The following is a 24,005-nucleotide window of genomic DNA, read 5'->3' as shown; positions in this document are numbered from 1 at the left end:
GGGAGCATCCGGAGGCGGGACGCCCCACGCGCCCGCCGAGGGCCGGGACCGCGGGTCCGACCCGGAGGAACCCCGGGCGCGGGTGAGGGGCGGCACCCCCCGTGGGAGCCGCCCCTCACACCGCCGCGATTGCCTACTTCCGGTCGAGCAGGTCCTGCACGCGAGCACGGACGTCGTCCGTGGCCAGGCCGCGGATCGTCAGGGTGGTGCGGCGGCGCAGCACGTCGTCCGCCGTCTCGGCCCACTCGTTGTCGCGCGCGTAGACGACCTGCGCCCAGATCTCCGGGGCGTCCGGGTGGACGCGCTCGGCGAGTTCGGGGTTCTCGTTCGCCAGGCGCGCGATGTCGAAGGCCAGCGAGCCGTAGTGGGTGGACAGGTGCCGCGCGGTGTCGGCGGCCATACGGGGGCCGGGCGCGGGCCCGTCCACCAGGAGGCGGTGCGCGACGGCGCGCGGGTTGGCGACGCCGGGCAGCGGCATCTTCTTCGGCAGCTCGGAGATCGGTTCGAAGTCCTCACCCAGCGGGTGGCCGGGCAGCGACTCCAGCTTCTTCATGACGGTGCGGCCGATGTGCCGGAAGGTGGTCCACTTGCCGCCCGCGACGGACAGCATGCCGCCGCGGCCCTCGGTGACGACCGTCTCCCGCTTGGCCTTGGAGGTGTCGCCGGGACCGCCCGGCAGCACCCGCAGACCGGCGAAGGAGTACGTGATCAGGTCCCGGTCGAGCTGCTGGTCGCGGATGGAGAACGCGGCCTCGTCGAGGATCTGGGTTATGTCCTTGTCGTTGACCGCGACATCGCCCGGGTCGCCCTCGTACTCCTCGTCGGTGGTGCCGAGCAGGAGCATGTCCTCCCAGGGGAGGGCGAAGGTGATGCGGTACTTGTCGATCGGGGTCGCGAGCGCGGCCTTCCACGGCGCGGTCCGCTTGAGCACCAGGTGCGCGCCCTTGGACAGCCGGATCGACGGAGCCGCGTTCGGGTCCTCCAGCTTGCGCAGGTGGTCGACCCACGGCCCGGTCGCGTTCAGCACCAGACGGGCGTCCACACCGAACTCGTCCCCGGAGAGACGGTCCCGCAGCTCGGCGCCGGTGACCCGGCCCCGGGTGAAGCGCAGCCCGGTGACCTCGGCGTGGTTGAGGACCGCGGCGCCGGACTCGACGGCCGCGCGGACCGTCATGAGCGCCATGCGGGAGTCGTTCATCTGGTCGTCGCCGTAGACGGCGACGGCCTTGAGGTTGTCGGTGCGCAGCTCGGGCACGTCCTGCGCGGCCTTGGCGGGGCTGAGCAGGTGGCCGACGCCGTCGCCGAAGGCGGAGAGGGCGGAGTAGGCGAAGACGCCCGCTCCGAGCTTCGCCGCGCCGTGCGGCCCGCCCTTGTACACGGGGAGGTAGAAGGTGAGCGGATTCGCCAGGTGGGGGGCTACCTGACGGGAGACCGCACGGCGCTCGAAGTGGTTCTCCGCCACCAGCTTCACCGCGCCGGTCTGCAGGTAGCGCAGGCCGCCGTGCAGAAGCTTGGAGGAGGCGGAGGAGGTGGCGCCGGCGAAGTCACCGGCGTCGACCAGGGCCACCCGCAACCCGGACTGCGCGGCGTGCCAGGCGGTGGAGATGCCCAGGATGCCGCCGCCGATCACGAGAAGGTCGTACGTCGCCTTGGAAAGCTGCTCCCGGGTCTCGGCGCGGCTCGGGTTGGAGCCGGAGGCCGGGTGCGTACCGAGGGCAGGCACGGACTGCAGGGTGGACTGGCTGGTCATTGCGGGTTCTTACTCCTCGTCAGTTCTCGTCTTCGATCCAGCCCATGGTCCGTTCCACGGCCTTGAGCCAGCTCTTGTACTCACGGTCGCGGACGTCCGCGGCCATGTTCGGGGTCCATTCCGCGGCCCGGCGCCAGTTGGCGCGCAGGTCCTCGGTGTTGGTCCAGAAGCCGACGGCCAGACCGGCGGCGTAGGCGGCGCCGAGGCAGGTGGTCTCGGCGACCATCGGACGCACCACGGGGGCGTCCAGGACGTCGGCCAGGGTCTGCATCAGCAGGTTGTTGGAGGTCATGCCGCCGTCGACCTTGAGCGCCGTGAGTTCGACGCCGGAGTCCTTGGTCATGGCGTCGCTGATCTCACGGGTCTGCCAGGCGGTGGCCTCCAGGACGGCGCGCGCGATGTGCGCCTTGGTGACGTACCGGGTGAGGCCGGCGATCACACCGCGGGCGTCGGGACGCCAGTACGGGGCGAACAGGCCGGAGAAGGCCGGCACGAAGTAGGCGCCGCCGTTGTCCTCGACCGAGGAGGCGAGCGTCTCGATCTCGGCGGCGGACTTGATCAGGCCCATCTGGTCGCGCATCCACTGCACCAGGGAGCCGGTGACCGCGATGGAGCCTTCGAGCGCGTAGACCGGCTGCTGGTCGCCGATCCGGTAGCCGACCGTGGTCAGCAGGCCCGAGTACGAGTTGATGATCTTGTCGCCGGTGTTCATCAGCATGAACGTGCCGGTGCCGTACGTGGACTTGGCCTCACCCTCGGCGAAACAGGTCTGGCCGAACAGGGCCGCCTGCTGGTCTCCGAGCGCGGAGGCGACCGGGATGCCGCCGAGCAGCTCGCCGAGCGGGCCGCCGGTGACCTCGCCGTACACCTCGGCGGAGGAGCGGATCTCGGGCAGCATCGCCAGCGGGACGCCGATCGACTCGGCGATCTGCTCGTCCCAGGCCAGGGTGTGCAGGTTCATCAGCATGGTGCGCGACGCGTTCGTCACGTCGGTGACGTGCTTTCCGCCGTTCACTCCGCCGGTCAGGTTCCAGATGACCCAGCTGTCCATGGTGCCGAAGAGGATGTCGCCGGCCTCGGCGCGCTCCCGCAGGCCCTCGACGTTGTCCAGCAGCCAGCGGGCCTTGGGGCCGGCGAAGTACGAGGCGAGGGGCAGCCCGGTCTGGCGGCGGAAGCGGTCCTGGCCGACGTTGCGGCCCAGTTCCCGGCAGAGGGCGTCGGTGCGGGTGTCCTGCCAGACGAGGGCGTTGTGGACGGGCTCGCCGGTGTTCTTGTCCCAGAGCAGCGTGGTCTCGCGCTGGTTGGTGATGCCGATGGCCTTGATGTCGTCGCGGGTGATGCCGGCCTTCGAGATGGCTCCGGCGACGACCTCCTGGACGTTGGTCCAGATCTCGGCGGCGTCGTGCTCGACCCAGCCCGGCTTCGGGAAGATCTGCTCGTGCTCCTTCTGGTCGACGGAGACGATGCGTCCGTCGCGGTCGAAGACGATGCAGCGGGAGGAGGTGGTGCCCTGGTCGATCGCGGCGATGAAGGGCCCGGCGGTGTGGGCGTCGGTCACGGTGTGCTCCGTAGCTCTCGGGTGTCGTTCTCAGGCGTGATGACGAGTGACGGCCGTCGTGTCACTTGAAGGCGATGTTGTACAGGCCGCCGGCTATGGCGCCGCCGATGAGCGGGCCGGCCACCGGTATCCAGGCGTAGCTCCAGTCCGAGCCGCCCTTGTTGGGCAGCGGCAGCAGGGCGTGGACGATGCGCGGCCCCAGGTCGCGGACCGGGTTGATGGCGTAGCCGGTCGGTCCACCGAGCGAGAGACCGATCCCCACGACGACCAGCGCGGTCACCATGGCGCCGAGGACGCCGAGTCCGTTGCCGTTGTCGTTCAGACCCTGGGTGAGGATCGCGAGGACCAGGACGACGGTGGCGATGATCTCCGTCGCGAGGTTCTGCACCGCGTTGCGGATCTCGGGGCCGGTGGAGAAGATCCCGAGCACCGGACCGGCCTTCGGCGCGGTCTTCTGGTCGACCAGGCCTTCCTCGGCCGGCTGCTCGGCGAGGATCTCCGGGTCGGTGAGGTGCGCCTGGAACTGTCCGTAGTACGTGATCCAGACCAGGACGGCGCCGATCATCGCGCCGAGGAGCTGGGAGCCGAGGTAGAGCGGGACATCGCTCCACTTGGTGCCGCCCTCGATCGCGAGACCGATGGTCACCGCCGGGTTCAGATGGGCGCCGGAGACTCCGCCCGCGAGATACGCACCGGTCAGGACCGCGAAGCCCCAGCCGAACGTGATCGCGAGCCAGCCGGCGTTCTGCGCCTTCGAGCGCTTGAGAGTGACGGCGGCGCACACGCCGCCGCCGAGCAGGATGAGTACGGCGGTACCGATGGTCTCGCCGATGAAGATGTCGGAGCTGGACACCCGCGACTCCTTTGTCCTTCGTCCAGGGGAAGCCGAACCCCGGGTCCCACCGGTGGTTCGTGCTCTCGGGAAGTGAGAGCGGTGTCGGCCCTGGCATTGCCACACTGTAACTCTTATTGCCGGTAACTGTTCGACAATGCCGACCGATGGACGGGAGTCTTGCTCTCGCGTTACCAGCTCGTCAAGAGTCCTGTTATCGAAAACACGATCGTTATTGATTGCCGTGTGCTATCGATCGAGGCCGGCCGGTCGCGCTCCGGCGAGCGCCCGGCCCGGGGCACGGCGAAGGCCGGGAAGCGGAACGCTTCCCGGCCTCGTGCCGTACGAACCTCCCCGCGACGCCCGGCGCCCGGCGCCCCGCGTCCGGGACGACCCGGCGCCCCGCGCCTCAGAAGCGCCCGGCGCCCAGGTCCCGCGACACCGCGCGGGCGCAGTCGCGGACCGCGGCGATCAGGTCCGGGCGTAGCTCCCCGTCCTGGCAGACCCGCTCCACGGCCCCCGTGATGCCCACCGCGCCCACCGGCATCCGCCGCCGGTTGTGGATGGGGGCGGCGACGGAGGCCACGCCCGTCCAGGTCTCCTCGACGTCGGCCGCGTACCCGCGTGCGCGGGTGATGTCCAGGACGCCCTCGAACTGGTCGAGCGCGCTGACCGTCCGCGGTGTGAACGCCGTGCGTTCGACCTCCAGGACCTCGCTGTGCGCCACCGGGTCGTAGGCCGACAGCACCTTGCCGAGGGCGGTCGAGTGCAGCGGCTGCATCGCCCCCACCTCCAGGACCTGGCGGCTGTCGTCGGGCCGGAAGACGTGGTGCACGATCAGGACGCCCTGCTGGTGCAGCACGCCCAGATAGACGCTCTCGCCGCTGGAGCGCGCCAGGTCGTCGGTCCACACCAGGGCGCGCGCCCGGAGTTCGTGGACGTCGAGATAGGTGGTGCCGAGGCGCAGCAGTTCGGCGCCCAGTTGGTAGCGGCCGGAGGCCGGGTCCTGCTCCACGAACCCCTCCTGCTGGAGGGTGCGCAGGATGCCGTGGGCCGTACCCTTGGCCAGGCCCAGCGAGGAGGCGATGTCCGACAGGCCGAGCTGGCGCTCGCCGCCCGCGAGCAGCCGCAGCATCGCCGCCGCCCGTTCGAGCGACTGGATGTTCCGTGCCATCGCCGTGCTGCCTCCGTCCCCTTCGACCGTCGGCATGCGCCTGACCGCCACCGTTCGGCAATGTCGAACACTACCGGTCGTAGCCGGGCTCTCGCCAATGGGTGGTCGCCACATGTTTCGCCGTTCTCCACACCTTCGTCACCCGCGCCACGCCCGTCCGTCCCGTGGACGCCCACGACCGTTCCCCGGTGCTCCGGGCTACCCTGACGGCGTGCGCCTTCCACGGGAAGCGCAAAGCCGACAGCCGTCGCACTCCAGGGAGCACCTTCATGGCCTCGTTGCCGACCCCGTCCCTTTCGTCCGGTCCCGAGGAGGGCCGCAGGCGAACCGACGCACTCCGAGAGGCGCTCGCCACCCGTGTGGTGGTGGCCGACGGCGCCATGGGCACGATGCTGCAGGCGCAGGACCCGACGCTCGAGGACTTCGAGAACCTCGAAGGCTGCAACGAGATCCTGAACGTCACCCGTCCGGACATCGTCCGCTCCGTCCACGAGGCCTACTTCGAGGTCGGCGTCGACTGCGTGGAGACGAACACCTTCGGCGCGAACCACTCCGCGCTGGCCGAGTACGACATCCCCGAGCGGGTTCACGAGCTCTCCGAGGCGGGGGCCCGGCTGGCCCGCGAGGTCGCCGACGCGTTCGGCGCCCGTGACGGCCGCCAGCGCTGGGTCCTCGGCTCCATCGGTCCCGGCACCAAGCTGCCGACCCTCGGCCACGTCGCGTACGGCACGCTCCGCGACGGCTTCCAGGCCAACGTCGAGGGCCTGCTCGCCGGCGGCGCCGACGCCCTGATCGTCGAGACCACCCAGGACCTCCTGCAGACGAAGTCGTCCATCCTCGGGGCGCACCGCGCGATGGAGGCGACCGGCGTCCAGGTGCCCCTGCTCGTCTCCATGGCCTTCGAGACCACCGGCACCATGCTGCTGGGCTCCGAGATCGGCGCCGCGCTGACCGCGCTGGAGCCGCTCGGCATCGACATGATCGGCCTCAACTGCTCGACCGGCCCCGCCGAGATGAGCGAGCACCTGCGCTACCTCACCCGGCACTCCCGCATCCCGCTGCTCTGCATGCCGAACGCCGGCCTGCCCGTCCTCACGAAGGACGGCGCCCACTTCCCGCTCGACGCGGAGGGGCTCGCCGACGCCCAGGAGAACTTCGTCCGCGACTACGGCCTGTCCCTGGTCGGCGGCTGCTGCGGTACGACGCCGGAGCACCTGCGCCAGTTGGTGGAGCGCGTCAACGGAGTGGCGCCCGGCGAGCGCGACCCGCGCCCCGAGCCCGGTGCCGCCTCGCTCTACCAGACCGTCCCGTTCCGCCAGGACACCGCCTACATGGCGATCGGGGAGCGCACCAACGCCAACGGCTCGAAGAAGTTCCGCGAGGCCATGCTGGAAGCCCGCTGGGACGACTGCGTGGAGATGGCCCGCGACCAGATCCGCGAGGGCGCGCACATGCTCGACCTGTGCGTCGACTACGTCGGCCGCGACGGCGTCGCCGACATGGACGAACTGGCGGGACGCTTCGCCACCGCCTCGACGCTGCCGATCGTCCTCGACTCCACCGAGGTCCCCGTGATCCGCGCGGGCCTGGAGCGGCTCGGCGGCCGCGCGGTCATCAACTCGGTCAACTACGAGGACGGCGACGGCCCCGAGTCCCGGTTCGCGAAGGTCACGCGGCTCGCCCAGGAACACGGCGCCGCGCTGATCGCGCTGACCATCGACGAGGAGGGCCAGGCCCGTACCGTCGAGACCAAGGTCGCCATCGCCGAACGGCTCATCGAGGACCTGACGGGCAACTGGGGCATCCACGAGTCCGACATCCTCATCGACACCCTCACCTTCACCATCTGCACCGGCCAGGAGGAGTCCCGCAAGGACGGCATCGCGACGATCGAGGCGATCCGCGAACTCAAGCGCCGCCGCCCGGACGTCCAGACCACGCTGGGCCTCTCCAACATCTCCTTCGGCCTCAACCCGGCCGCCCGCATCCTGCTCAACTCGGTGTTCCTGGACGAGTGCGTCAAGGCCGGCCTCGACTCGGCGATCGTGCACGCGTCCAAGATCCTGCCGATCGCCCGCTTCAGTGAGGAAGAGGTCACCACCGCCCTCGACCTCATCCACGACCGCCGCGCCGAGGGCTACGACCCGCTCCAGAAGCTGATGGCGCTGTTCGAGGGCGCCACCACCAAGTCCCTCAAGGCCGGCAAGGCCGAGGAACTGGCCGCGCTGCCCCTGGACGAGCGCCTCAAGCGACGGATCATCGACGGTGAGAAGAACGGCCTGGAGGCCGACCTGGAAGCCGCGCTCCAGGACCGCCCCGCCCTCGACATCGTCAACGCGACCCTCCTGGACGGCATGAAGGTCGTCGGCGAGCTGTTCGGTTCCGGCCAGATGCAGCTGCCGTTCGTGCTCCAGTCCGCCGAGGTCATGAAGTCGGCCGTGGCCTTCCTCGAACCGCACATGGAGAAGTCGGACGCCGAGGGCAAGGGCACCATCGTCCTCGCGACCGTGCGCGGCGACGTCCACGACATCGGCAAGAACCTCGTCGACATCATCCTGTCGAACAACGGCTACAACGTCGTCAACCTCGGGATCAAGCAGCCGGTCTCCGCGATCCTGGACGCCGCCCAGGAGCACCGGGCCGACGTCATCGGCATGTCCGGCCTCCTGGTCAAGTCCACGGTGATCATGAAGGAGAACCTGGAGGAGCTGAACCAGCGCGGCCTGTCCGCCGACTACCCGGTGATCCTCGGCGGCGCCGCCCTGACCCGGGCCTACGTCGAACAGGACCTGTACGAGATCTACCAGGGCGAGGTCCGCTACGCCCGGGACGCCTTCGAGGGCCTGCGCCTGATGGACGCGCTGATCGGCGTCAAGCGCGGCGTGCCCGGCGCGGTGCTCCCGGAGCTGAAGCAGCGCCGGGTACGGGCCGCGGTGGACACGGTGGTCGAGGAGCGCCCCGAAGAGGGCCACGTCCGCTCCGACGTCTCCACCGACAACCCGGTGCCGACCCCGCCCTTCGCGGGCACCCGCGTCATCAAGGGCATCCAGCTCAAGGAGTACGCCTCCTGGCTGGACGAGGGCGCCCTGTTCAAGGGCCAGTGGGGCCTCAAGCAGGCCCGCGCGGGCGACGGCCCCACGTACGACGACCTCGTCGAGACCGAGGGCCGGCCGCGGCTGCGCGGTCTGCTGGACCGGCTCCAGACCGACAACCTGCTGGAGGCGGCCGTCGTCTACGGCTACTTCCCGTGCGTGTCCAAGGACGACGACCTGATCATCCTGGACGAGCGGGGCAACGAGCGGACCCGCTTCAGCTTCCCTCGCCAGCGCCGCGGGCGTCGGCTGTGTCTGGCCGACTTCTTCCGCCCGGAGGAGTCGGGGGAGACCGACGTGGTCGGCTTCCAGGTCGTCACGGTCGGCTCCCGCATCGGCGAGGAGACCGCCAAGCTCTTCGAGGCCAACGCCTACCGCGACTACCTCGAACTCCACGGCCTGTCCGTGCAGCTGGCCGAGGCGCTCGCCGAGTACTGGCACGCGCGCGTGCGTTCCGAACTGGGCTTCGCGGGGGAGGACCCCGCCGGGATCGAGGACATGTTCGCGCTGAAGTACCGCGGCGCGCGCTTCTCGCTCGGCTACGGGGCCTGCCCCAACCTGGAGGACCGCGCCAAGATCGCGGACCTGCTGCAGCCCGAGCGGATCGGCGTCCACCTCTCCGAGGAGTTCCAGCTCCACCCGGAGCAGTCCACCGACGCCATCGTGATCCACCACCCGGAGGCGAAGTACTTCAACGCACGGTGACCGCTCCGACGCGCTCCGCCGCGCGCCGCTCAGCACACTGATCGGATAAGTCGTACACTGGTCGGTCCACCGCAGGCCGGTTGTCCCTTGCACGAAAAAAGGGGCGACCGGCCTGATCGTCCCTCAAGGAGGTGCGCCAGGATGACCAGTACGGTCCCCGCGCTCGGAACCCGTACGGCCGAAGGCTCCGCCCTGCAGGCCGTTCTCCTCGACATGGACGGAACCCTGGTCGACACCGAGGGATTCTGGTGGGACGTGGAGGTCGAGGTCTTCAAGGCCCTCGGGCACACCCTGGACGAGTCCTGGCGGCACGTGGTGGTCGGCGGCCCCATGACCCGCAGCGCGGGTTTCCTCATCGAGGCCACCGGCGCCGACATCACCCTCGCCGAGCTGTCCGTGCTGCTCAACGACGGTTTCGAGGCCCTGATCGGGCAGTCGTTGCCCCTGATGCCGGGCGCGACCAGACTCCTGGCCGAACTGGCCGCCCACGAGATCCCCACGGCCCTGGTCTCCGCCTCGCACCGGCGGATCATCGACCGCGTCCTCGGCTCCATCGGCCCCCACTTCTTCACCCTGACCGTCGCGGGCGACGAGGTGGAACGGACCAAGCCGTTCCCCGACCCCTATCTCCTCGCCGCCTCCCGGCTCGGCGCGCAACCCGGTCGCTGCGCCGTCATCGAGGACACCGCGACGGGTGTCGCCGCGGCCGAGGCCGCCGGATGCCATGTGGTCGCCGTCCCCTCCGTCGCCCCCATCGAGCCCGCGTGGCGCCGCACGGTGGTCACCTCGCTGGAAGAAGTCGACCTGCCTTTCCTGCACGGGCTGATGACGGAAATGAACTGACCCTTCACCGAGGGTGCGCCGTCGAATCACTCCCTGTGCGGAGTCGAATACCGGAATTCGACCCGGGGGTTCCCTGTGGTAACCGCGGGCGAGGGCTCCCCGGGAACGCGCAATCGGGCGGATGGCTGAATTCCGGTACTCTCCAACCGAGTTGACACTGTGATGTTCGTCACTTAACGGGGGGTCGACAGGGGGACCGACTTGTGTGTTGACCCCCCATTCGTGAAGGCCCGGCACGCCCTTGTGTCCCGATTGATGGAACGCTGCACGAATCCTTCCCGTGTCGGGTTATCGGTGCGTCCGCGCCCGGTTTCGCAGCGTGAGCGCACCACAACTCCAGTGCCTGCGGGCCGTCCTGGCGGCGCGGACTAATGTCATCGCGAGAACGTCGCCGTAACCCCGTGACCCGCCGCGCCACCCCTGCATGCCGGCTCGCGGAAACTACAGCTCTGGAGAAACTCGAGCATGAACCGCAAGACTTTGGTGCTGCCGGCCGTGGTCGGTCTGCTCGCCCCGGTGCTCGCTGCGTGTGGTGGGTCCGACAGCGGCAGCAGCAGTGGCGATGCCATCGTTGTCGGCACCACGGACCGGTTCACCGCGTCGAAGGACGCCCCGGCTCCGTTCGACCCCGCCTACGCGTACGACGTCGGCACCTGGAACGTGCTGCGCCAGACCGTGCAGACGCTGATGATCCAGCCGCGCGGCGACGGTGAGCCCGAGCCCGAGGCCGCGGAGAAGTGCGGGTTCAGCGACAGCGGCAACGAGCGTTACTCGTGCACGCTGCGCGAGGGTCTGAAGTTCTCCAACGGCGACGCGGTCACCGCGAAGGACGTCAAGTTCTCCATCGACCGTGCGCGCGCCATCAAGGCCGACAGTGGTGTGTTCGCCCTGCTGTCCACCATCGACACGGTCGAGACCCAGGGCGACCGCCAGGTGATCTTCCACCTCAAGAGCGCGGACGCGACCTTCCCGTTCAAGCTGTCGACCCCCGTCGCCGGCATCGTGAACCCGAAGGACTACGACAAGGGCAAGCTGCGCGACGGCTTCTCCGTCGACGGCTCCGGTCCCTACACCCTGGAGTCCGAGGTCAAGGACGACGCGGTCGTCAAGGCCGTCTTCAGCAAGAACCCGAACTACAAGGGTCAGCTGAAGGTGAAGAACTCCAAGGTCGAGATGCGGTCCTTCGCGGACGCCGACACCATGGGAACCGCCCTCGAAAAGGGCGACATCGACCTGATGACCCGCTCGATGACGCCCACGCAGATCACCAAGCTGTCGAACGCCGCGGGCGGCAACGTCAACCTGAACGAGATGCCCGGTCTCGAGATCCGCTACCTGGCCTTCAACACCAACGCCCCGTCGGTGAAGAACAAGGCCGTCCGCCAGGCCATGGCACAGGTCATCGACCGCGGTGAACTCGTCGCCAAGGTCTACGGAACGCAGGCCGAGCCGCTCTACTCGATGGTCCCCGCGACCATCACCGGCCACTCCAACGCCTTCTTCAACAAGTACGGCGACCCGAGCGTCACCCGCGCCCGGACCGCGCTGAACAAGGCCGGCATCACCTCTCCGGTCAAGGTCACCCTGCACTACACGACCGACCACTACGGCTCGATCACCAAGCAGGAGTTCGAGATCCTGAAGAAGCAGCTCAACGCGAGCGGCCTCTTCGACGTCAGCATCCAGGGCACCGCCTGGGACAAGTTCGTCCCGGCCGAGCGCGCCAACGACTACGACGTGTGGGGCATGGGCTGGTTCCCCGACTTCCCCGACGCCGACAACTACCTGGCGCCGTTCCTCGACAAGGACAACTTCCTCAAGTCGCCCTACTCGAACAGCAACATCATCAACAACCTGATCCCGGAGTCCCGCCGCGAGGCCGACCGCCTCAGCGCGTCGAAGAGCCTCACGCAGATCCAGGACATCGTCGCCGACGACGTGCCGCTGATCCCGCTCTGGCAGGGCAAGCAGTACATCGCCGCGCGCGACGACATCACGGGTTCGGAGTGGGCGCTCAACTCCTCCTCCACCCTTCAGCTGTGGGAGCTCGGCCGCGGTGTGAGCGGCTGACCGACCGATCCGACCCGGGGCCCCTCGCGGGCCCCGGGTGCACCAGTTCCAACGACAAGGCACTTGCACGTGAACATGCGCAACCAGTGGCCAGTCCTGCCGATCGTGGCGGGGCTGGCCTCCGGCCTGTTGACCGGATGCGGCTCGGAGACGGGCGATTCCGGGAGCGACGGCTCCTCCGTGGTGATGGGGATGTCCGACGACGTCCTCGCCACCGACCCCGCCTCCGGCTACGACCCAGGATCGTGGCTGCTGTTCAACAACGTCTTCCAGTCGCTGTTGAGCTTCCCCAAGGGCGGCACCGAGCCCGAGCCCGAGGCGGCCAAGGAGTGCGCGTTCACCGACACCGGGACCAAGGTGTACAAGTGCACGCTCCAGGACGGTCTGAAGTTCAGCAACGGTGACGCGCTCACCTCCGCGGACGTGAAGTACTCCTTCGACCGCACCATGAAGATCGACGACTCCGCCGGTCCGGCCATCATGTTCCCCATGCTCGACTCGGTCGCGACGCCCGACTCCAAGACCGTCGTCTTCCGGCTCAAGTACGCCGACGCCACCTTCCCGAGCAAGATCGCCTCCGGTGCCGGCTCGATCGTGGACCACCGTGAGTACGCCACCAACGGCCTCCGCAAGGACCACACCGCCGTCGGCTCCGGGCCGTACCAGCTCGACTCGTTCGGCGACGACCAGGCCGTCTTCTCGGTCAACCCGCACTACAAGGGCACCGCGGAGGTCCAGAACTCCGGCGTCACGCTGAAGTTCTTCCACGGCGACCAGAAGGCGCTGAAGAACGCCGTCCTGAAGAAGCAGGTCGACCTCGCCTACCGAGGCCTCGCCGCCGACGACATCGCGGAGATCCAGAACGACTCCGCGAACAGCGGCATCAGCGTCATCGAGGGCAACAGCGCCGAGGTCCAGCACCTGGTCTTCAACATGAACGACCCGGTCGCCGGCAAGCTCGGCGTCCGCAAGGCCATCGCCTACCTCCTGGACCGCGACGCCCTCGTCGACGACGTCTATGAGGACACCGCCACCCCGCTGTACTCGATCATCCCGACCGGCATCACCGGCCACAGCACGTCCTTCTTCGACACCTACGGCGCCCGCCCCTCGCCGTCGAAGGCCGAGGCCGCCCTGCGCGACGAGGGCATCACCGGCAAGGTGAAGATCACCCTCTGGTCGACCCCCTCGCGCTACGGTCCCTCCACGGACCAGGAGTTCAAGGCGATCGCCAAGCAGCTCAACGCCAGCGGACTGTTCGACGCGACCGTGAAGTCCGTCGCCTACGACCAGTACGAGAAGGACATCGCCCACGGCAAGTACGGCGTGTACGTGAAGGGCTGGGTCCCCGACTACCCGGACCCGGACAACTTCACGGCCCCGTTCTTCGGCAAGGGCAACGTGCTGAGCAACAACTTCAGCAACAGCACGATCACCGGCAGCCTCATCCCGAAGACGGCCGCCGAGAGCGACCGCTCCTCCACCGACGGCTCCTACGGCAAGCTCCAGGACCTGGTCGCCGAGGACCTCCCGATCATCCCGATCTGGCAGGCCAAGCAGTACGCCGTGGCGCGCGACAACGTCTACGGCCTCGAATACTGCCTCGACGCCTCGACGGTGTTCCGCTTCTGGGAGATCAAGAAGGACTGACCTCGGCCCGACGCCGTACGCGAAGGGCGCCCGTTCCGCCAGGGAACGGGCGCCCTCCGCGTTGTCCGGGCCGTCCCGTCCGCCGCCGGGCCGATGCGGGCGCGCGAGCGGTCGGGCCCGGAGAGGTCACTGCGCCCCGGGACGCACCAGCCCGCTCTCGTACGCGTACACCGCCGCCTGCACGCGGTCGCGGAGCCCCAGCTTCGTCAGGACGTGCCCCACATGCGTCTTGACCGTGGTCTCGCTGACGAAGAGGTCGGCCGCGATCTCCGCGTTCGACAGGCCGCGCGCGACCAGCTTCAGCACCTCGACCTCACGGTCCGTCAGCGTGTGCAGGGTGTCCGGCACCGGCTCGTCACCGGACGGCAGATGGCCCGCGTACTTGTCGAGCAGCCGGCGCGTGATGCTCGGCGCGAGCATCGCCTCGCCCCCCGCCACCACCCGGATCGCCTGCACCAGCTCGTTGGCGGGCGCGTCCTTGAGGAGGAAACCGCTGGCGCCCGCGCGCAGCGCCTCCACCACGTACTCGTCGAGGTCGAACGTCGTCAGGACGAGCACCTTCGCCGGACCGTCCCGGCCGGGGCCGGTGATCTGCCGGGTCGCCTCGACACCGTCCATCCGCGGCATGCGGATGTCCATGAGAACCACATCGGGCTGCAGCGCCCGCACCTGATCCAGTGCCTGGAGACCGTCACCGGCCTCGCCGACGACCGCGAGATCCGGCTCCGCCTCCAGAATCATCCGGAAGCCGGTGCGCAGCAGCGGCTGGTCGTCGACCAGTAGGACGCGGATGGCCACGTAAGTCTCCTTCGCTAGTCCGGCCCCATTCTGCCCTGCTCGCGGGGACCCGACCCGGGCGCCCTGACCGCGAGCGGATACGGCGGGGGAGTACCGCCGAATTCCGGACACACCGCCTGGTGGTCGCACCAGCCGCAGAGCTTGGTGGGACGCGGCCGCCACTCGCCCGTCTCCGTCGCCAGCCGGATCGCCTCCCACAGCGCCAGCAACTTGCGCTCCACCCGCTCCAGGTCGGCGATCACCGGGTCGTACGTCAGCACGTCACCGCTTCCCAGATACACGAGCTGAAGACGGCGCGGGACCACCTGCTTCAGCCGCCACACCACCAGCGCGTAGAACTTCATCTGGAACAGGGCGCCCTCGGCGTACTCCGGACGGGGAGCCTTGCCCGTCTTGTAGTCGACGATCCGGACCTCGCCCGTCGGCGCGACATCGACCCGGTCGATGATGCCGCGCAGGGTGAGACCGGAATCCAGCCGCGCCTCGACGAACAGCTCCCGCTCCGCCGGCTCCAGCCGGGACGGGTCCTCCAGCGTGAACCACCGCTCCACGAGCTGCTCGGCCTCGGTCAGCCAGCGCGCCAGCCGCTCGCCCTCCGGGTCGTCGGCGAACAGCTCCACGACCTCCGGACGCGTCTCGCGCAACCGGTCCCACTGACCGGGGATCAGCGACTTGGCCCGCGGCGCGGTCCGGTCCGCGGCCGGGGCGTCGAACAACCGCTCCAGCACCGCGTGCACCAGCGTGCCTCGGGTCGCCGCCGCGCTCGGCTTCTCGGGCAGCTTGTCGATCACCCGGAAGCGGTACAGCAGCGGACACTGCATGAAGTCACTGGCACGCGAGGGCGACAGCGACGCGGGCGCACGCGCGACCGCCGGGGCCGGTCCGTCCGCGACAGGCACGACAACGGCCTCGCCGACCGCGGCCACTTCTTCGGGCGCGGCGCCCTCGGTGCTCGTTTCCATGACGACAGACCTTACGGCCCGCCACTGACACCCGGTGATCCCGTTCGGATCGGTCCATCCCGAATGCGCACACCACCCCGCCGGGCGTCGCGCCGCACACCGCGACCCGGGCCCGCACGGCCCCGGCACCCCTCCGCTATCCGTGCCGGCGTCCGACCGCCCCCGACACGGGCGACGGCACGGAAAACAGAGGGGGTGCCGGGGCGGAACGCGCCGCGACGGACGCATACCATCGACCACAGACCCTCCTGCTCCGCATGATCGGGGCGGGGAGACGCTTCGAACGAGGGGACATCGTGGACGAGAGCGGCGGGAGCGGGCAGCCGCGGTCCGGCACCGGCGAGGCGACCGAGGGCCCCGAGAGGCCCGGAGCCTCCGCCGGCCCGGCCGCCGACGCCCAGCGCCCCGGACCGGCCGGACCCGAGACCTCCACCGGGCCGGCGCCCACAGCCCCCGGACACGACGGCAGGACCGAGCCGGCCGACAGCGGCACGACACCGGCCCGGCCCGAGACCTCCACCCCCCGCCCCGCTCCGGGACAGAGCCCCGCACCCTCCACGCGCGAGACGCCGATCACCGCCTCGGCCCCCGACGCCCCCGGACCCACGCCGCACGACAGCTCCGCGACGCACACCCGGTCACGTTCCGAGGCGGACGACGACCCCGCCGCGCGCACCCGCTCCACGGCCGAGACCGCCGACGGAGACGACTCCCCGACCCCGCCGCACCAGGACCACGGGCACCACGACCCCACCGGTACCGGAAACACCCCCGGAACACCGCCCGAGCACCACGACGCCCACCGGACCCTCGCCCACAGCGGCAACACAGGCGGCGGAACCGGCGGCGACAGCGGTGGCGGCAAGGGCGGTCGCCCGCCCCGCCGCCCCAAGGAGCCCGGTGGCGGCCTTCTCATGGGACGGCCGTTCGGCGTCCCCGTGTACGTCGCACCCAGCTGGTTCCTCGTCGCCGCCCTGATCACCTGGGTGTTCGGCGGGCAGCTCGACCGCGTCCTGCCCGAACTCGGCGCCGCCCGCTACCTGGTCTCACTGTTCTTCGCGGTCGCCTTCTACGCCTCCGTACTCGTCCACGAACTCGCCCACACCGTCGCCGCCCTGCGCTTCAAACTGCCGGTGCGCCGCATCCAGCTCCAGTTCTTCGGCGGCGTCTCCGAGATCGAGAAGGAAGCCGAGACCCCCGGCCGCGAGTTCGTGCTGGCCTTCGTCGGCCCCCTGCTCTCCCTCGTCCTGTCCGGCGTCTTCTACCTCGCCATGCTCCCCGTCGAGCCCGGCACCGTCCCCGGCGTCCTGCTGGCAGGCCTGATGATCTCCAACCTCATCGTCGCCGCGTTCAACCTGCTGCCCGGCCTCCCCCTCGACGGCGGCCGGATGCTCCGCGCCGTCGTCTGGAAGATCACCGGCAGGCCGATGAGCGGAACCGTCGCCGCCGCCTGGGTCGGCCGCGCCCTCGCCGTGTCCGTCCTGATCGGACTGCCCCTGCTCACCCAGTCCTCCGTCCTCGGCGCCGCCCCCGAGGACATCAGCGGCATGGACACCGTCACCGACGCCCTGCTCGCCGCCATCCTCGCGGCGATCATCTGGACCGGCGCCGGCAACAGCCTGCGCATGGCCCGCCTCCGCGAACACCTCCCGGATCTGCGCGCCCGCTCCCTCACCCGGCGCGCCGTCCCCGTCGAGACCAGCACCCCGCTCTCCGAGGCCCTGCGCCGCGCCAACGACGCCGGAGCCCGCGCCCTGGTCGTCGTCGACGCCGACGGCGAACCCCTCTCCCTGGTCCGCGAAGCGGCCATCGTCGGCGTCCCCGAACACCGGCGCCCCTGGGTCGCCGTCAGCGGCCTCGCCCAGGACCTCACCGACGGCATGCGCGTCTCCGCCGAACTCGCCGGCGAGGAGCTCCTCGACGTCCTGCGCGCCACCCCCGCCACCGAGTACCTGGTGGTGGAGGACTCGGGCGACATCTACGGCGTCCTGTCCGCCGCCGACGTCGAGCGCGCCTTCGTGAAGGCCATGGCCCGGCCCTCCTGACCCTCCACCGTGGTCGGCGGCCCCGCCCCGGACCGGTAGGCTGTTCACATGTCCGAACCGACCGGTGCCGCCCGCAGGCGCGGGCCCTTCAAGGTCGGGGACCAGGTTCAGCTGACCGACCCCAAGGGCCGCCACTACACGTTCACGCTCGAGGCCGGGAAGAACTTCCACACCCACAAGGGTTCCTTCCCGCACGACGAGCTGATCGGCGCACCCGAGGGCAGCGTTGTCCGCACCACCGGAAACGTCGCCTACCTCGCGCTGCGCCCCCTGCTCCCCGACTACGTCCTGTCCATGCCCCGCGGCGCCGCCGTGGTCTACCCCAAGGACGCGGGGCAGATCCTGGCCTTCGCCGACATCTTCCCCGGCGCCCGCGTCGTGGAAGCGGGAGTCGGCTCCGGCTCGCTCAGCAGCTTCCTGCTGCGCGCCATCGGGGACCAGGGCATGCTGCACTCGTACGAGCGCCGCGAGGACTTCGCCGAGATCGCCCAGCAGAACGTCGAGCGCTACTTCGGGGGCCCGCACCCCGCCTGGCAGCTCACGGTCGGCGACCTCCAGGACAACCTGAGCGACGCCGACGTGGACCGCGTCATCCTCGACATGCTCGCCCCCTGGGAGTGCCTGGAGGCCGTCTCCAAGGCGCTCGTCCCCGGCGGCATCCTCTGCTGCTACGTGGCGACCACCACCCAGCTCGCGCGGACCGTCGAATCGATCCGTGAGATCGGCTCCTTCAACGAGCCGACCGCCTGGGAATCGATGATCCGCAACTGGCACATCGAGGGCCTGGCCGTCCGCCCGGACCACCGGATGATCGGCCACACCGGCTTCCTGCTCACCGCCCGCCGCCTCGCGGACGGCGTCGAGCCGCCCATGCGCCGCCGACGCCCCTCCAAGGGCGCCTACGGCGACGACTACACCGGCCCGAACGCCGACGGCGGCTCCGGCCGCTGAGCCACCCAACGCACCACGGCCGTGGCCGAGTTCCCGAATGTCCCGGGGAACTCGGCCACGGTGCTTTTCCGTTGACCCCGCTCAAGGACACCATCGGCGGCCCTCTTCACGACCCTTGTCAGGGGCGCCGGCCTTAGAAGCGTCGGGCCGGCCGGTCCGCGCGCCCCGGGCCCCCTCCACGAGCCGTTGGAGGCCGGCGCGGCCCCTCGGTCCGCCGTGGTCCACCCCCGCACCCCGGCTGCCGCCCGACCGTCGAGGGGACGCCTTCCCCGACAGGCTGAGAACTCGCTCAGAAGTCCGGACCCCGCCGTTCCCCAGGGCTGTGACGTGTGGCACCATGCGGGACACCCCACCCCCACCGGCACAGCCCCTCACGGGAGACACTCCTAGTGCAGCAATCCGCCGTCCCGGAACTGGCACACACGCACACCAGCCCCCTCCAGTGGGTCGCCACGGCCACCGCCATCGCCGGAGTCGTCGCGTTCTCCTCCGTCCTCCAGCCCGGTCCCGCTCGAGCCGCCCAGCCCGCCACCGGAGCGAAGGCGGCCGCGGCCCCCGTCACCGCCCCGGACCCGTCCGGTGTCGAGTTCCCGATCACCTGCGGGCCCGCCAAGGCACTCGTGACGAAGAAGGCCTCGGGCGACCTCGACGGCGACGGCCGCCCCGAGACCGTGGCCGTCGTCCGCTGCGACGCCGGCTCCGGAACCCCGCCCAGCGGCGTCTACGTCCTCACCCAGGGTGAGGACGCGAAGAAGCCCCGCGTCGTCGCGACCCTGGTCGACCCCAAGGACCGCCTCAGCGTCACGGACTTCGCGGTCCGCGACGGAGCCGTCACCGCCACCCTGCTCGGCTACTCCTCCGCCGACGTCCCGAGTTGCTGCCCGGACGTCAAGGACGAAGCCAAGTGGCAGTGGAAGAACGGCGCGTTCGTGCGCTCCACCCCCTCGGGCGCCCGGAGCGTCTGAGCCCGGACCCGGCTCCGGCACCTCCGCCGGGCCCGGCAGGCACGCACGGAAAAGACACCCCCCGCCGCGGCGGAGGGTGTCTGGAAGCGGACAACGGTGACACGGGGTGCCCCACGCGTCACTCCGCGTCGGGCCCGTACACCTCGACCTTGTCCGAAACCCTACGGACGTGGATGCAGTCGCCCGGACATTCCTTCGCCGAGTCCGCCACGTCACGCAGAAGCGTCAGCGGTACGGCCGTTGTGGCACCCACGGCCTGCAACAGCTCGTCGTCACCGCTCTTCACATAGGCCAGGCCGTCGATGTCCAGCTCAAAGACCTCGGGGGCGTACTGGGCACAGATCCCGTCGCCCGTACACAGATCCTGGTCGATCCAGACCTCGAGCGCCTCGCCGTCGGTTCCGGCCTCCTGCTGCACGGTCATTTCTCCTGCCGTTTTCTGCGTCGAGCGAACCGAAGATTGGGGAATCGGGCCAGCTCTGACGGGTGTTGAACACTTCGACCCTACCTCCGCCCGCTTCCCAATCATGTTCGGTGGGTATTCCCCTGGCGTGAGGGAGAGCGCAAGGGTGAAGATCGGACACACCCCGACAGTCTTTGTGATCTAGGGGTTTCAATCGACACCCACCCAGGTAGGGTCTGGAAGCGTCCAGCTCCCCTTGGAGGAGGTGAGGACCGTGGCAGCCCACGACGACGACATGAACCGCGGCATCCGCCCGGGAAGAGGGTCCGATGACCCCGCCGGGCAGATTGCCTACCTTGAGCAGGAGATCGCCGTCCTGCGACGCAAGCTCGCCGACTCTCCGCGGCACACGAGGATTCTCGAAGAGCGGATCGTCGAGCTGCAGACCAACCTGGCCGGCGTGTCCGCGCAGAACGAACGGCTGGCGAACACGCTCCGTGAGGCCCGCGACCAGATCGTGGCCCTCAAGGAAGAGGTCGACCGGCTGGCGCAGCCTCCGGCAGGCTTCGGTGTCTTCCTCGTGGCGAACGAGGACGGCACGGCGGACATCTTCACCGGGGGCCGCAAGCTCCGGGTGAACGTCAGCCCCAGCGTGGAGCTCCCAGAGCTCCGGCGCGGCCAGGAAGTGATGCTGAACGAAGCTCTCAACGTGGTCGAGGCCATGGAATACGAGAGCGTGGGCGACATCGTCACCCTCAAGGAGATCCTCGAGGACGGCGAGCGAGCCCTGGTGGTGGGGCACACCGACGAGGAACGGGTGGTGCGGCTCGCCGAGCCGCTCCTGGACGTCACCATCCGTCCCGGCGACGCCCTCCTCCTGGAACCCCGATCCGGCTATGTCTACGAAATCGTTCCCAAGAGCGAGGTCGAGGAGCTCGTCCTCGAAGAGGTCCCGGACATCGGCTACGAGCAGATCGGCGGTCTGGGCGGCCAGATCGAGATGATCCGCGACGCGGTCGAGCTCCCGTACCTCTACCCCGACCTCTTCAAGGAGCACGAACTGCGGCCGCCCAAGGGCGTCCTGCTGTACGGGCCCCCCGGATGCGGAAAGACGCTCATCGCCAAGGCCGTGGCCAACTCGCTGGCCAAGAAGGTCGCGGAAGTGACCGGACAGGCCACCGGCAAGAGCTTCTTCCTCAACATCAAGGGCCCCGAGCTCCTGAACAAGTACGTCGGCGAGACCGAGCGGCAGATCCGCCTCGTCTTCCAGCGCGCACGCGAGAAGGCCAGCGAGGGCACACCCGTCATCGTCTTCTTCGACGAGATGGAATCCCTCTTCCGCACCCGCGGATCCGGCGTCAGCTCGGACGTGGAGAACACCATCGTCCCGCAGCTGCTCGCCGAGATCGACGGCGTGGAGGGCCTGCAGAACGTCGTGGTCATCGGCGCCTCGAACCGCGAGGACATGATCGACCCCGCCATCCTGCGGCCCGGCCGGCTCGACGTGAAGATCAAGATCGAGCGTCCGGACGCCGAAGCGGCGAAGGACATCTTCCAGAAGTACCTCACCGAGCGTCTCCCCCTGCACCCCGAGGACGTCGGAGAGCACGGCGGCGACAGGGCGGCCACCGTCCACGGCATGATCCAGACCGCCGTGGAGCAGATGTACGCCGAATCGGAGGAGAACCGCTTCCTGGAGGTCACCTACGCCAACGGTGACAAGGAAGTCCTGTACTTCAAGGACTTCAATTCCGGCGCAATGATCGAGAACATCGTCGGCCGCGCCAAGAAGATGGCCATCAAGGACTTCTTGGAGCACAGCCAGAAGGGCCTTCGCGTCTCCCATCTCCTCCAGGCCTGCGTGGACGAGTTCAAGGAGAACGAGGACCTGCCGAACACCACCAACCCGGACGACTGGGCCAGGATCTCCGGAAAGAAGGGTGAACGGATCGTCTACATCCGTACGCTCATCACCGGAAAGCAGGGCGCGGACACCGGACGCTCCATCGACACCGTGGCCAACACCGGCCAGTACCTGTAAAAAGCAGGCCGGCTGCGGGTGCCCGACGCGGGTACCCGCAGCCGACTGCTTTTCGGGCCACGGCCGGAGTACAGCAATGACGCAAATGATCTCCCCACCACCGCAAAGGCGTTCTAGGCTCTTTCGTACCGCCGAATCGCGCAGTGCGGGGACGGGCACCGCACACGCACCGGAGCGCCAGCGGTACTTGAGCAGCGCCCCCGACCGAGGGCGCCGCCGGGCAAGGAGGGCCGCATGACCGTACGGCGAGTAATGGGCATCGAGACGGAGTACGGAATCTCCGTCCCCGGTCACCCCAACGCCAATGCCATGCTCACCTCGTCCCAGATCGTCAACGCCTACGCGGCGGCGATGCACCGGGCGCGCCGCGCCCGCTGGGATTTCGAGGAGGAGAACCCGCTGCGGGACGCGCGAGGCTTCGACCTCGCCCGGGAGACCGCCGACTCCACCCAGCTCACCGACGAGGACATCGGCCTGGCCAATGTCATCCTCACCAACGGAGCACGGCTCTACGTCGACCACGCACACCCCGAATACAGCGCCCCCGAGGTCACCAACCCGCGGGACGCGGTCCTGTGGGACAAGGCCGGCGAGCGCATCATGGCCGAGGCGGCCGAGCGCGCGGCCCAGCTCCCCGGAGCCCAGCCCATCCATCTGTACAAGAACAACACCGACAACAAGGGCGCCTCCTACGGCACGCACGAGAACTACCTGATGAAGCGGGAGACCCCCTTCTCGGACATCGTGCGCCACCTGACGCCGTTCTTCGTCTCCCGCCAGGTCGTCACCGGAGCGGGCCGCGTCGGCATCGGCCAGGACGGGCACGAGCACGGCTTCCAGCTCAGCCAGCGTGCCGACTACTTCGAGGTCGAGGTGGGCCTGGAGACCACGCTCAAGCGCCCCATCATCAACACCCGCGACGAGCCGCACGCCGACGCCGAGAAGTACCGCCGCCTGCACGTGATCATCGGGGACGCCAACCTCTCCGAGATCTCGACGTACCTCAAGCTCGGCACCACGGCCCTCGTCCTCTCGATGATCGAGGACGGCTTCATCGCCGTCGACCTGGCCGTCGACCAGCCGGTCCGCACGCTCCACCAGGTCTCCCACGACCCGACCCTCAAGCACCTCGTCACGCTCCGCAGCGGACGCACACTCACCGCGGTCCAGCTCCAGATGGAGTACTTCGAGCTGTCCCGCAAGTACGTCGAGGAACGCTACGGCGCGGACGCCGACGAACAGACCAAGGACGTCCTGCTGCGCTGGGAGGACACCCTGAACCGTCTGGAGAACGACCCGATGAGCCTCTCCGGAGAGCTCGACTGGGTCGCGAAGAAGGAGCTCATGGAGGGCTACCGCCGCCGCGACGACCTCGACTGGGACGCCGCCAAGCTGCACCTCCTGGACCTCCAGTACGCCGACGTACGGGCCGACAAGGGCCTCTACAACCGCCTCGCGGCCCGCGGCCGGATCAAGCGCCTGCTGGACGAGAACGAGGTCGAGCGGGCCCGTACGAAGCCGCCGGAGGACACACGCGCGTACTTCCGCGGCCGCTGCCTGGAGCAGTACGCGGACGACGTCGCGGCGGCCTCCTGGGACTCGGTGATCTTCGATCTGCCGGGCCGGGACTCGCTCCAGCGCGTCCCAACCCTGGAGCCGCTTCGCGGAACGCGTAATCACGTCAAGGAGCTCCTGGACCGCTGTCGCACGGCGGAAGACCTGGTCAAGGTCCTTTCGGGCAATTGAGCCCCCGCCCGGCCGGCACAGGACGGGCGGGCGCGACAGGGTGGAACACGTGGCGGACGGGAATCATCGAGATGGCCCCCGTACGTTGGTGAAACTGCGGGGCCGATGTCGGACCCTGCTTGTAGGGTCTGATCAAGAACGTCGAACCGAGCGGGGTGAGGGTTATGGCGACCAAGGACACCGGCGGCGGACAGCAGAAGGCGACGCATTCCACCGAGGAGGTCGAGGAGCAGGCGCAGGACGCGCAGGCGACCGACGACCTCAAGGAACGCCAGGAGAAGCTGAGCGACGACGTCGACTCGGTTCTGGATGAGATCGACGATGTCCTCGAAGAGAATGCCGAGGATTTCGTGAGGTCCTTCGTTCAGAAGGGCGGGCAGTAAGCCGCCTTTTCCTTCGAATCGTAGGTTCGAGTCGAGT

At 69.4% G+C, this 24,005-nt stretch carries 17 protein-coding genes; 10 read left to right on the top strand and 7 right to left on the bottom strand.

Annotated elements, in window-relative coordinates; all coding sequences use genetic code 11:
* Window positions 1-133: 133 nt before the first annotated feature.
* The 4 genes from B0675_RS34375 to B0675_RS34360 all read right to left on the bottom strand — a co-directional run bounded on the left by B0675_RS34375 (window position 134) and on the right by B0675_RS34360 (window position 5,314).
* Entirely contained in the window at window positions 134-1,750 is a 1,617-nt protein-coding gene (locus B0675_RS34375) for a glycerol-3-phosphate dehydrogenase/oxidase (RefSeq protein ID WP_081223506.1), read from the bottom strand.
* A gap of 19 nt (window positions 1,751-1,769) precedes the next feature.
* Complete coding sequence (gene glpK, locus B0675_RS34370; RefSeq protein WP_081223505.1) at window positions 1,770-3,308, bottom strand: glycerol kinase GlpK; 1,539 nt, start codon at window positions 3,306-3,308, stop codon at window positions 1,770-1,772.
* Window positions 3,309-3,369: 61 nt separating this feature from the next.
* Complete coding sequence (locus B0675_RS34365) at window positions 3,370-4,161, bottom strand: MIP/aquaporin family protein (protein WP_081223504.1); 792 nt, start codon at window positions 4,159-4,161, stop codon at window positions 3,370-3,372.
* Window positions 4,162-4,549: 388 nt separating this feature from the next.
* Complete coding sequence (locus B0675_RS34360) at window positions 4,550-5,314, bottom strand: IclR family transcriptional regulator (RefSeq protein WP_081223503.1); 765 nt, start codon at window positions 5,312-5,314, stop codon at window positions 4,550-4,552.
* 269 nt (window positions 5,315-5,583) lie between these two features.
* Between B0675_RS34360 and metH the strand changes: the two genes are divergently transcribed.
* From metH to B0675_RS34335, 4 genes are all read left to right on the top strand, one after another.
* On the top strand, window positions 5,584-9,111 hold the full coding sequence (gene metH, locus B0675_RS34355; RefSeq protein WP_081223502.1) for a methionine synthase: 3,528 nt from the start codon (window positions 5,584-5,586) through the stop codon (window positions 9,109-9,111).
* A 141-nt stretch (window positions 9,112-9,252) separates the two neighbouring features.
* On the top strand, window positions 9,253-9,954 hold the full coding sequence (locus tag B0675_RS34350; RefSeq protein ID WP_081223501.1) for an HAD family phosphatase: 702 nt from the start codon (window positions 9,253-9,255) through the stop codon (window positions 9,952-9,954).
* A gap of 465 nt (window positions 9,955-10,419) precedes the next feature.
* The gene (locus B0675_RS34340; RefSeq protein ID WP_081223500.1) at window positions 10,420-12,024 is read left to right on the top strand and encodes an ABC transporter substrate-binding protein; all 1,605 of its coding nucleotides are present in this window, start codon (window positions 10,420-10,422) and stop codon (window positions 12,022-12,024) included.
* A gap of 69 nt (window positions 12,025-12,093) precedes the next feature.
* Window positions 12,094-13,674, top strand: a complete 1,581-nt coding sequence (locus tag B0675_RS34335; RefSeq protein ID WP_081224045.1) for an ABC transporter substrate-binding protein — start codon at window positions 12,094-12,096, stop codon at window positions 13,672-13,674.
* A 126-nt stretch (window positions 13,675-13,800) separates the two neighbouring features.
* On the opposite strand, the gene B0675_RS34330 is transcribed toward B0675_RS34335, so the two are convergent.
* Together B0675_RS34330 and B0675_RS34325 are read right to left on the bottom strand one after the other, a co-directional pair.
* Complete coding sequence (locus B0675_RS34330) at window positions 13,801-14,472, bottom strand: response regulator transcription factor (protein ID WP_081223499.1); 672 nt, start codon at window positions 14,470-14,472, stop codon at window positions 13,801-13,803.
* A 14-nt stretch (window positions 14,473-14,486) separates the two neighbouring features.
* On the bottom strand, window positions 14,487-15,434 hold the full coding sequence (locus B0675_RS34325; RefSeq protein ID WP_081223498.1) for a PD-(D/E)XK nuclease family protein: 948 nt from the start codon (window positions 15,432-15,434) through the stop codon (window positions 14,487-14,489).
* A gap of 296 nt (window positions 15,435-15,730) precedes the next feature.
* Here B0675_RS34325 and B0675_RS34320 point away from each other — a divergent pair, with 296 nt between their 5' ends.
* The 3 genes from B0675_RS34320 (at window position 15,731) to B0675_RS34310 (ending at window position 19,395) form a co-directional block, all read left to right on the top strand.
* Window positions 15,731-17,479 (top strand): site-2 protease family protein, encoded by a 1,749-nt coding sequence (locus B0675_RS34320; protein WP_081223497.1) that lies wholly within the window; start codon window positions 15,731-15,733, stop codon window positions 17,477-17,479.
* 48 nt (window positions 17,480-17,527) lie between these two features.
* On the top strand, window positions 17,528-18,430 hold the full coding sequence (locus B0675_RS34315) for a tRNA (adenine-N1)-methyltransferase (protein WP_081223496.1): 903 nt from the start codon (window positions 17,528-17,530) through the stop codon (window positions 18,428-18,430).
* Window positions 18,431-18,819: 389 nt separating this feature from the next.
* Complete coding sequence (locus tag B0675_RS34310; RefSeq protein ID WP_081223495.1) at window positions 18,820-19,395, top strand: hypothetical protein; 576 nt, start codon at window positions 18,820-18,822, stop codon at window positions 19,393-19,395.
* 118 nt (window positions 19,396-19,513) lie between these two features.
* Here the strand turns inward: B0675_RS34310 and B0675_RS34305 are convergent, their stop codons facing one another.
* On the bottom strand, window positions 19,514-19,819 hold the full coding sequence (locus B0675_RS34305; RefSeq protein ID WP_081223494.1) for a ferredoxin: 306 nt from the start codon (window positions 19,817-19,819) through the stop codon (window positions 19,514-19,516).
* 253 nt (window positions 19,820-20,072) lie between these two features.
* Here B0675_RS34305 and arc point away from each other — a divergent pair, with 253 nt between their 5' ends.
* The 3 genes from arc (at window position 20,073) to B0675_RS34285 (ending at window position 23,968) form a co-directional block, all read left to right on the top strand.
* On the top strand, window positions 20,073-21,839 hold the full coding sequence (gene arc / locus B0675_RS34295) for a proteasome ATPase (RefSeq protein ID WP_081223493.1): 1,767 nt from the start codon (window positions 20,073-20,075) through the stop codon (window positions 21,837-21,839).
* A 234-nt stretch (window positions 21,840-22,073) separates the two neighbouring features.
* Window positions 22,074-23,585, top strand: a complete 1,512-nt coding sequence (gene dop, locus B0675_RS34290) for a depupylase/deamidase Dop (protein WP_343244288.1) — start codon at window positions 22,074-22,076, stop codon at window positions 23,583-23,585.
* Window positions 23,586-23,749: 164 nt separating this feature from the next.
* Window positions 23,750-23,968 carry a ubiquitin-like protein Pup gene (locus tag B0675_RS34285; protein ID WP_081223491.1) on the top strand — a complete coding sequence of 73 codons (219 nt, stop codon included), beginning with the start codon at window positions 23,750-23,752 and terminating at the stop codon, window positions 23,966-23,968.
* The last annotated feature ends 37 nt before the right edge of the window (window positions 23,969-24,005 follow it).

The sequence above is a fragment of the Streptomyces sp. M41(2017) genome, from assembly GCF_002078175.1.
Lineage (GTDB): Bacteria > Actinomycetota > Actinomycetes > Streptomycetales > Streptomycetaceae > Streptomyces.
This window is presented reverse-complemented; position numbering and strand designations above follow the sequence as displayed.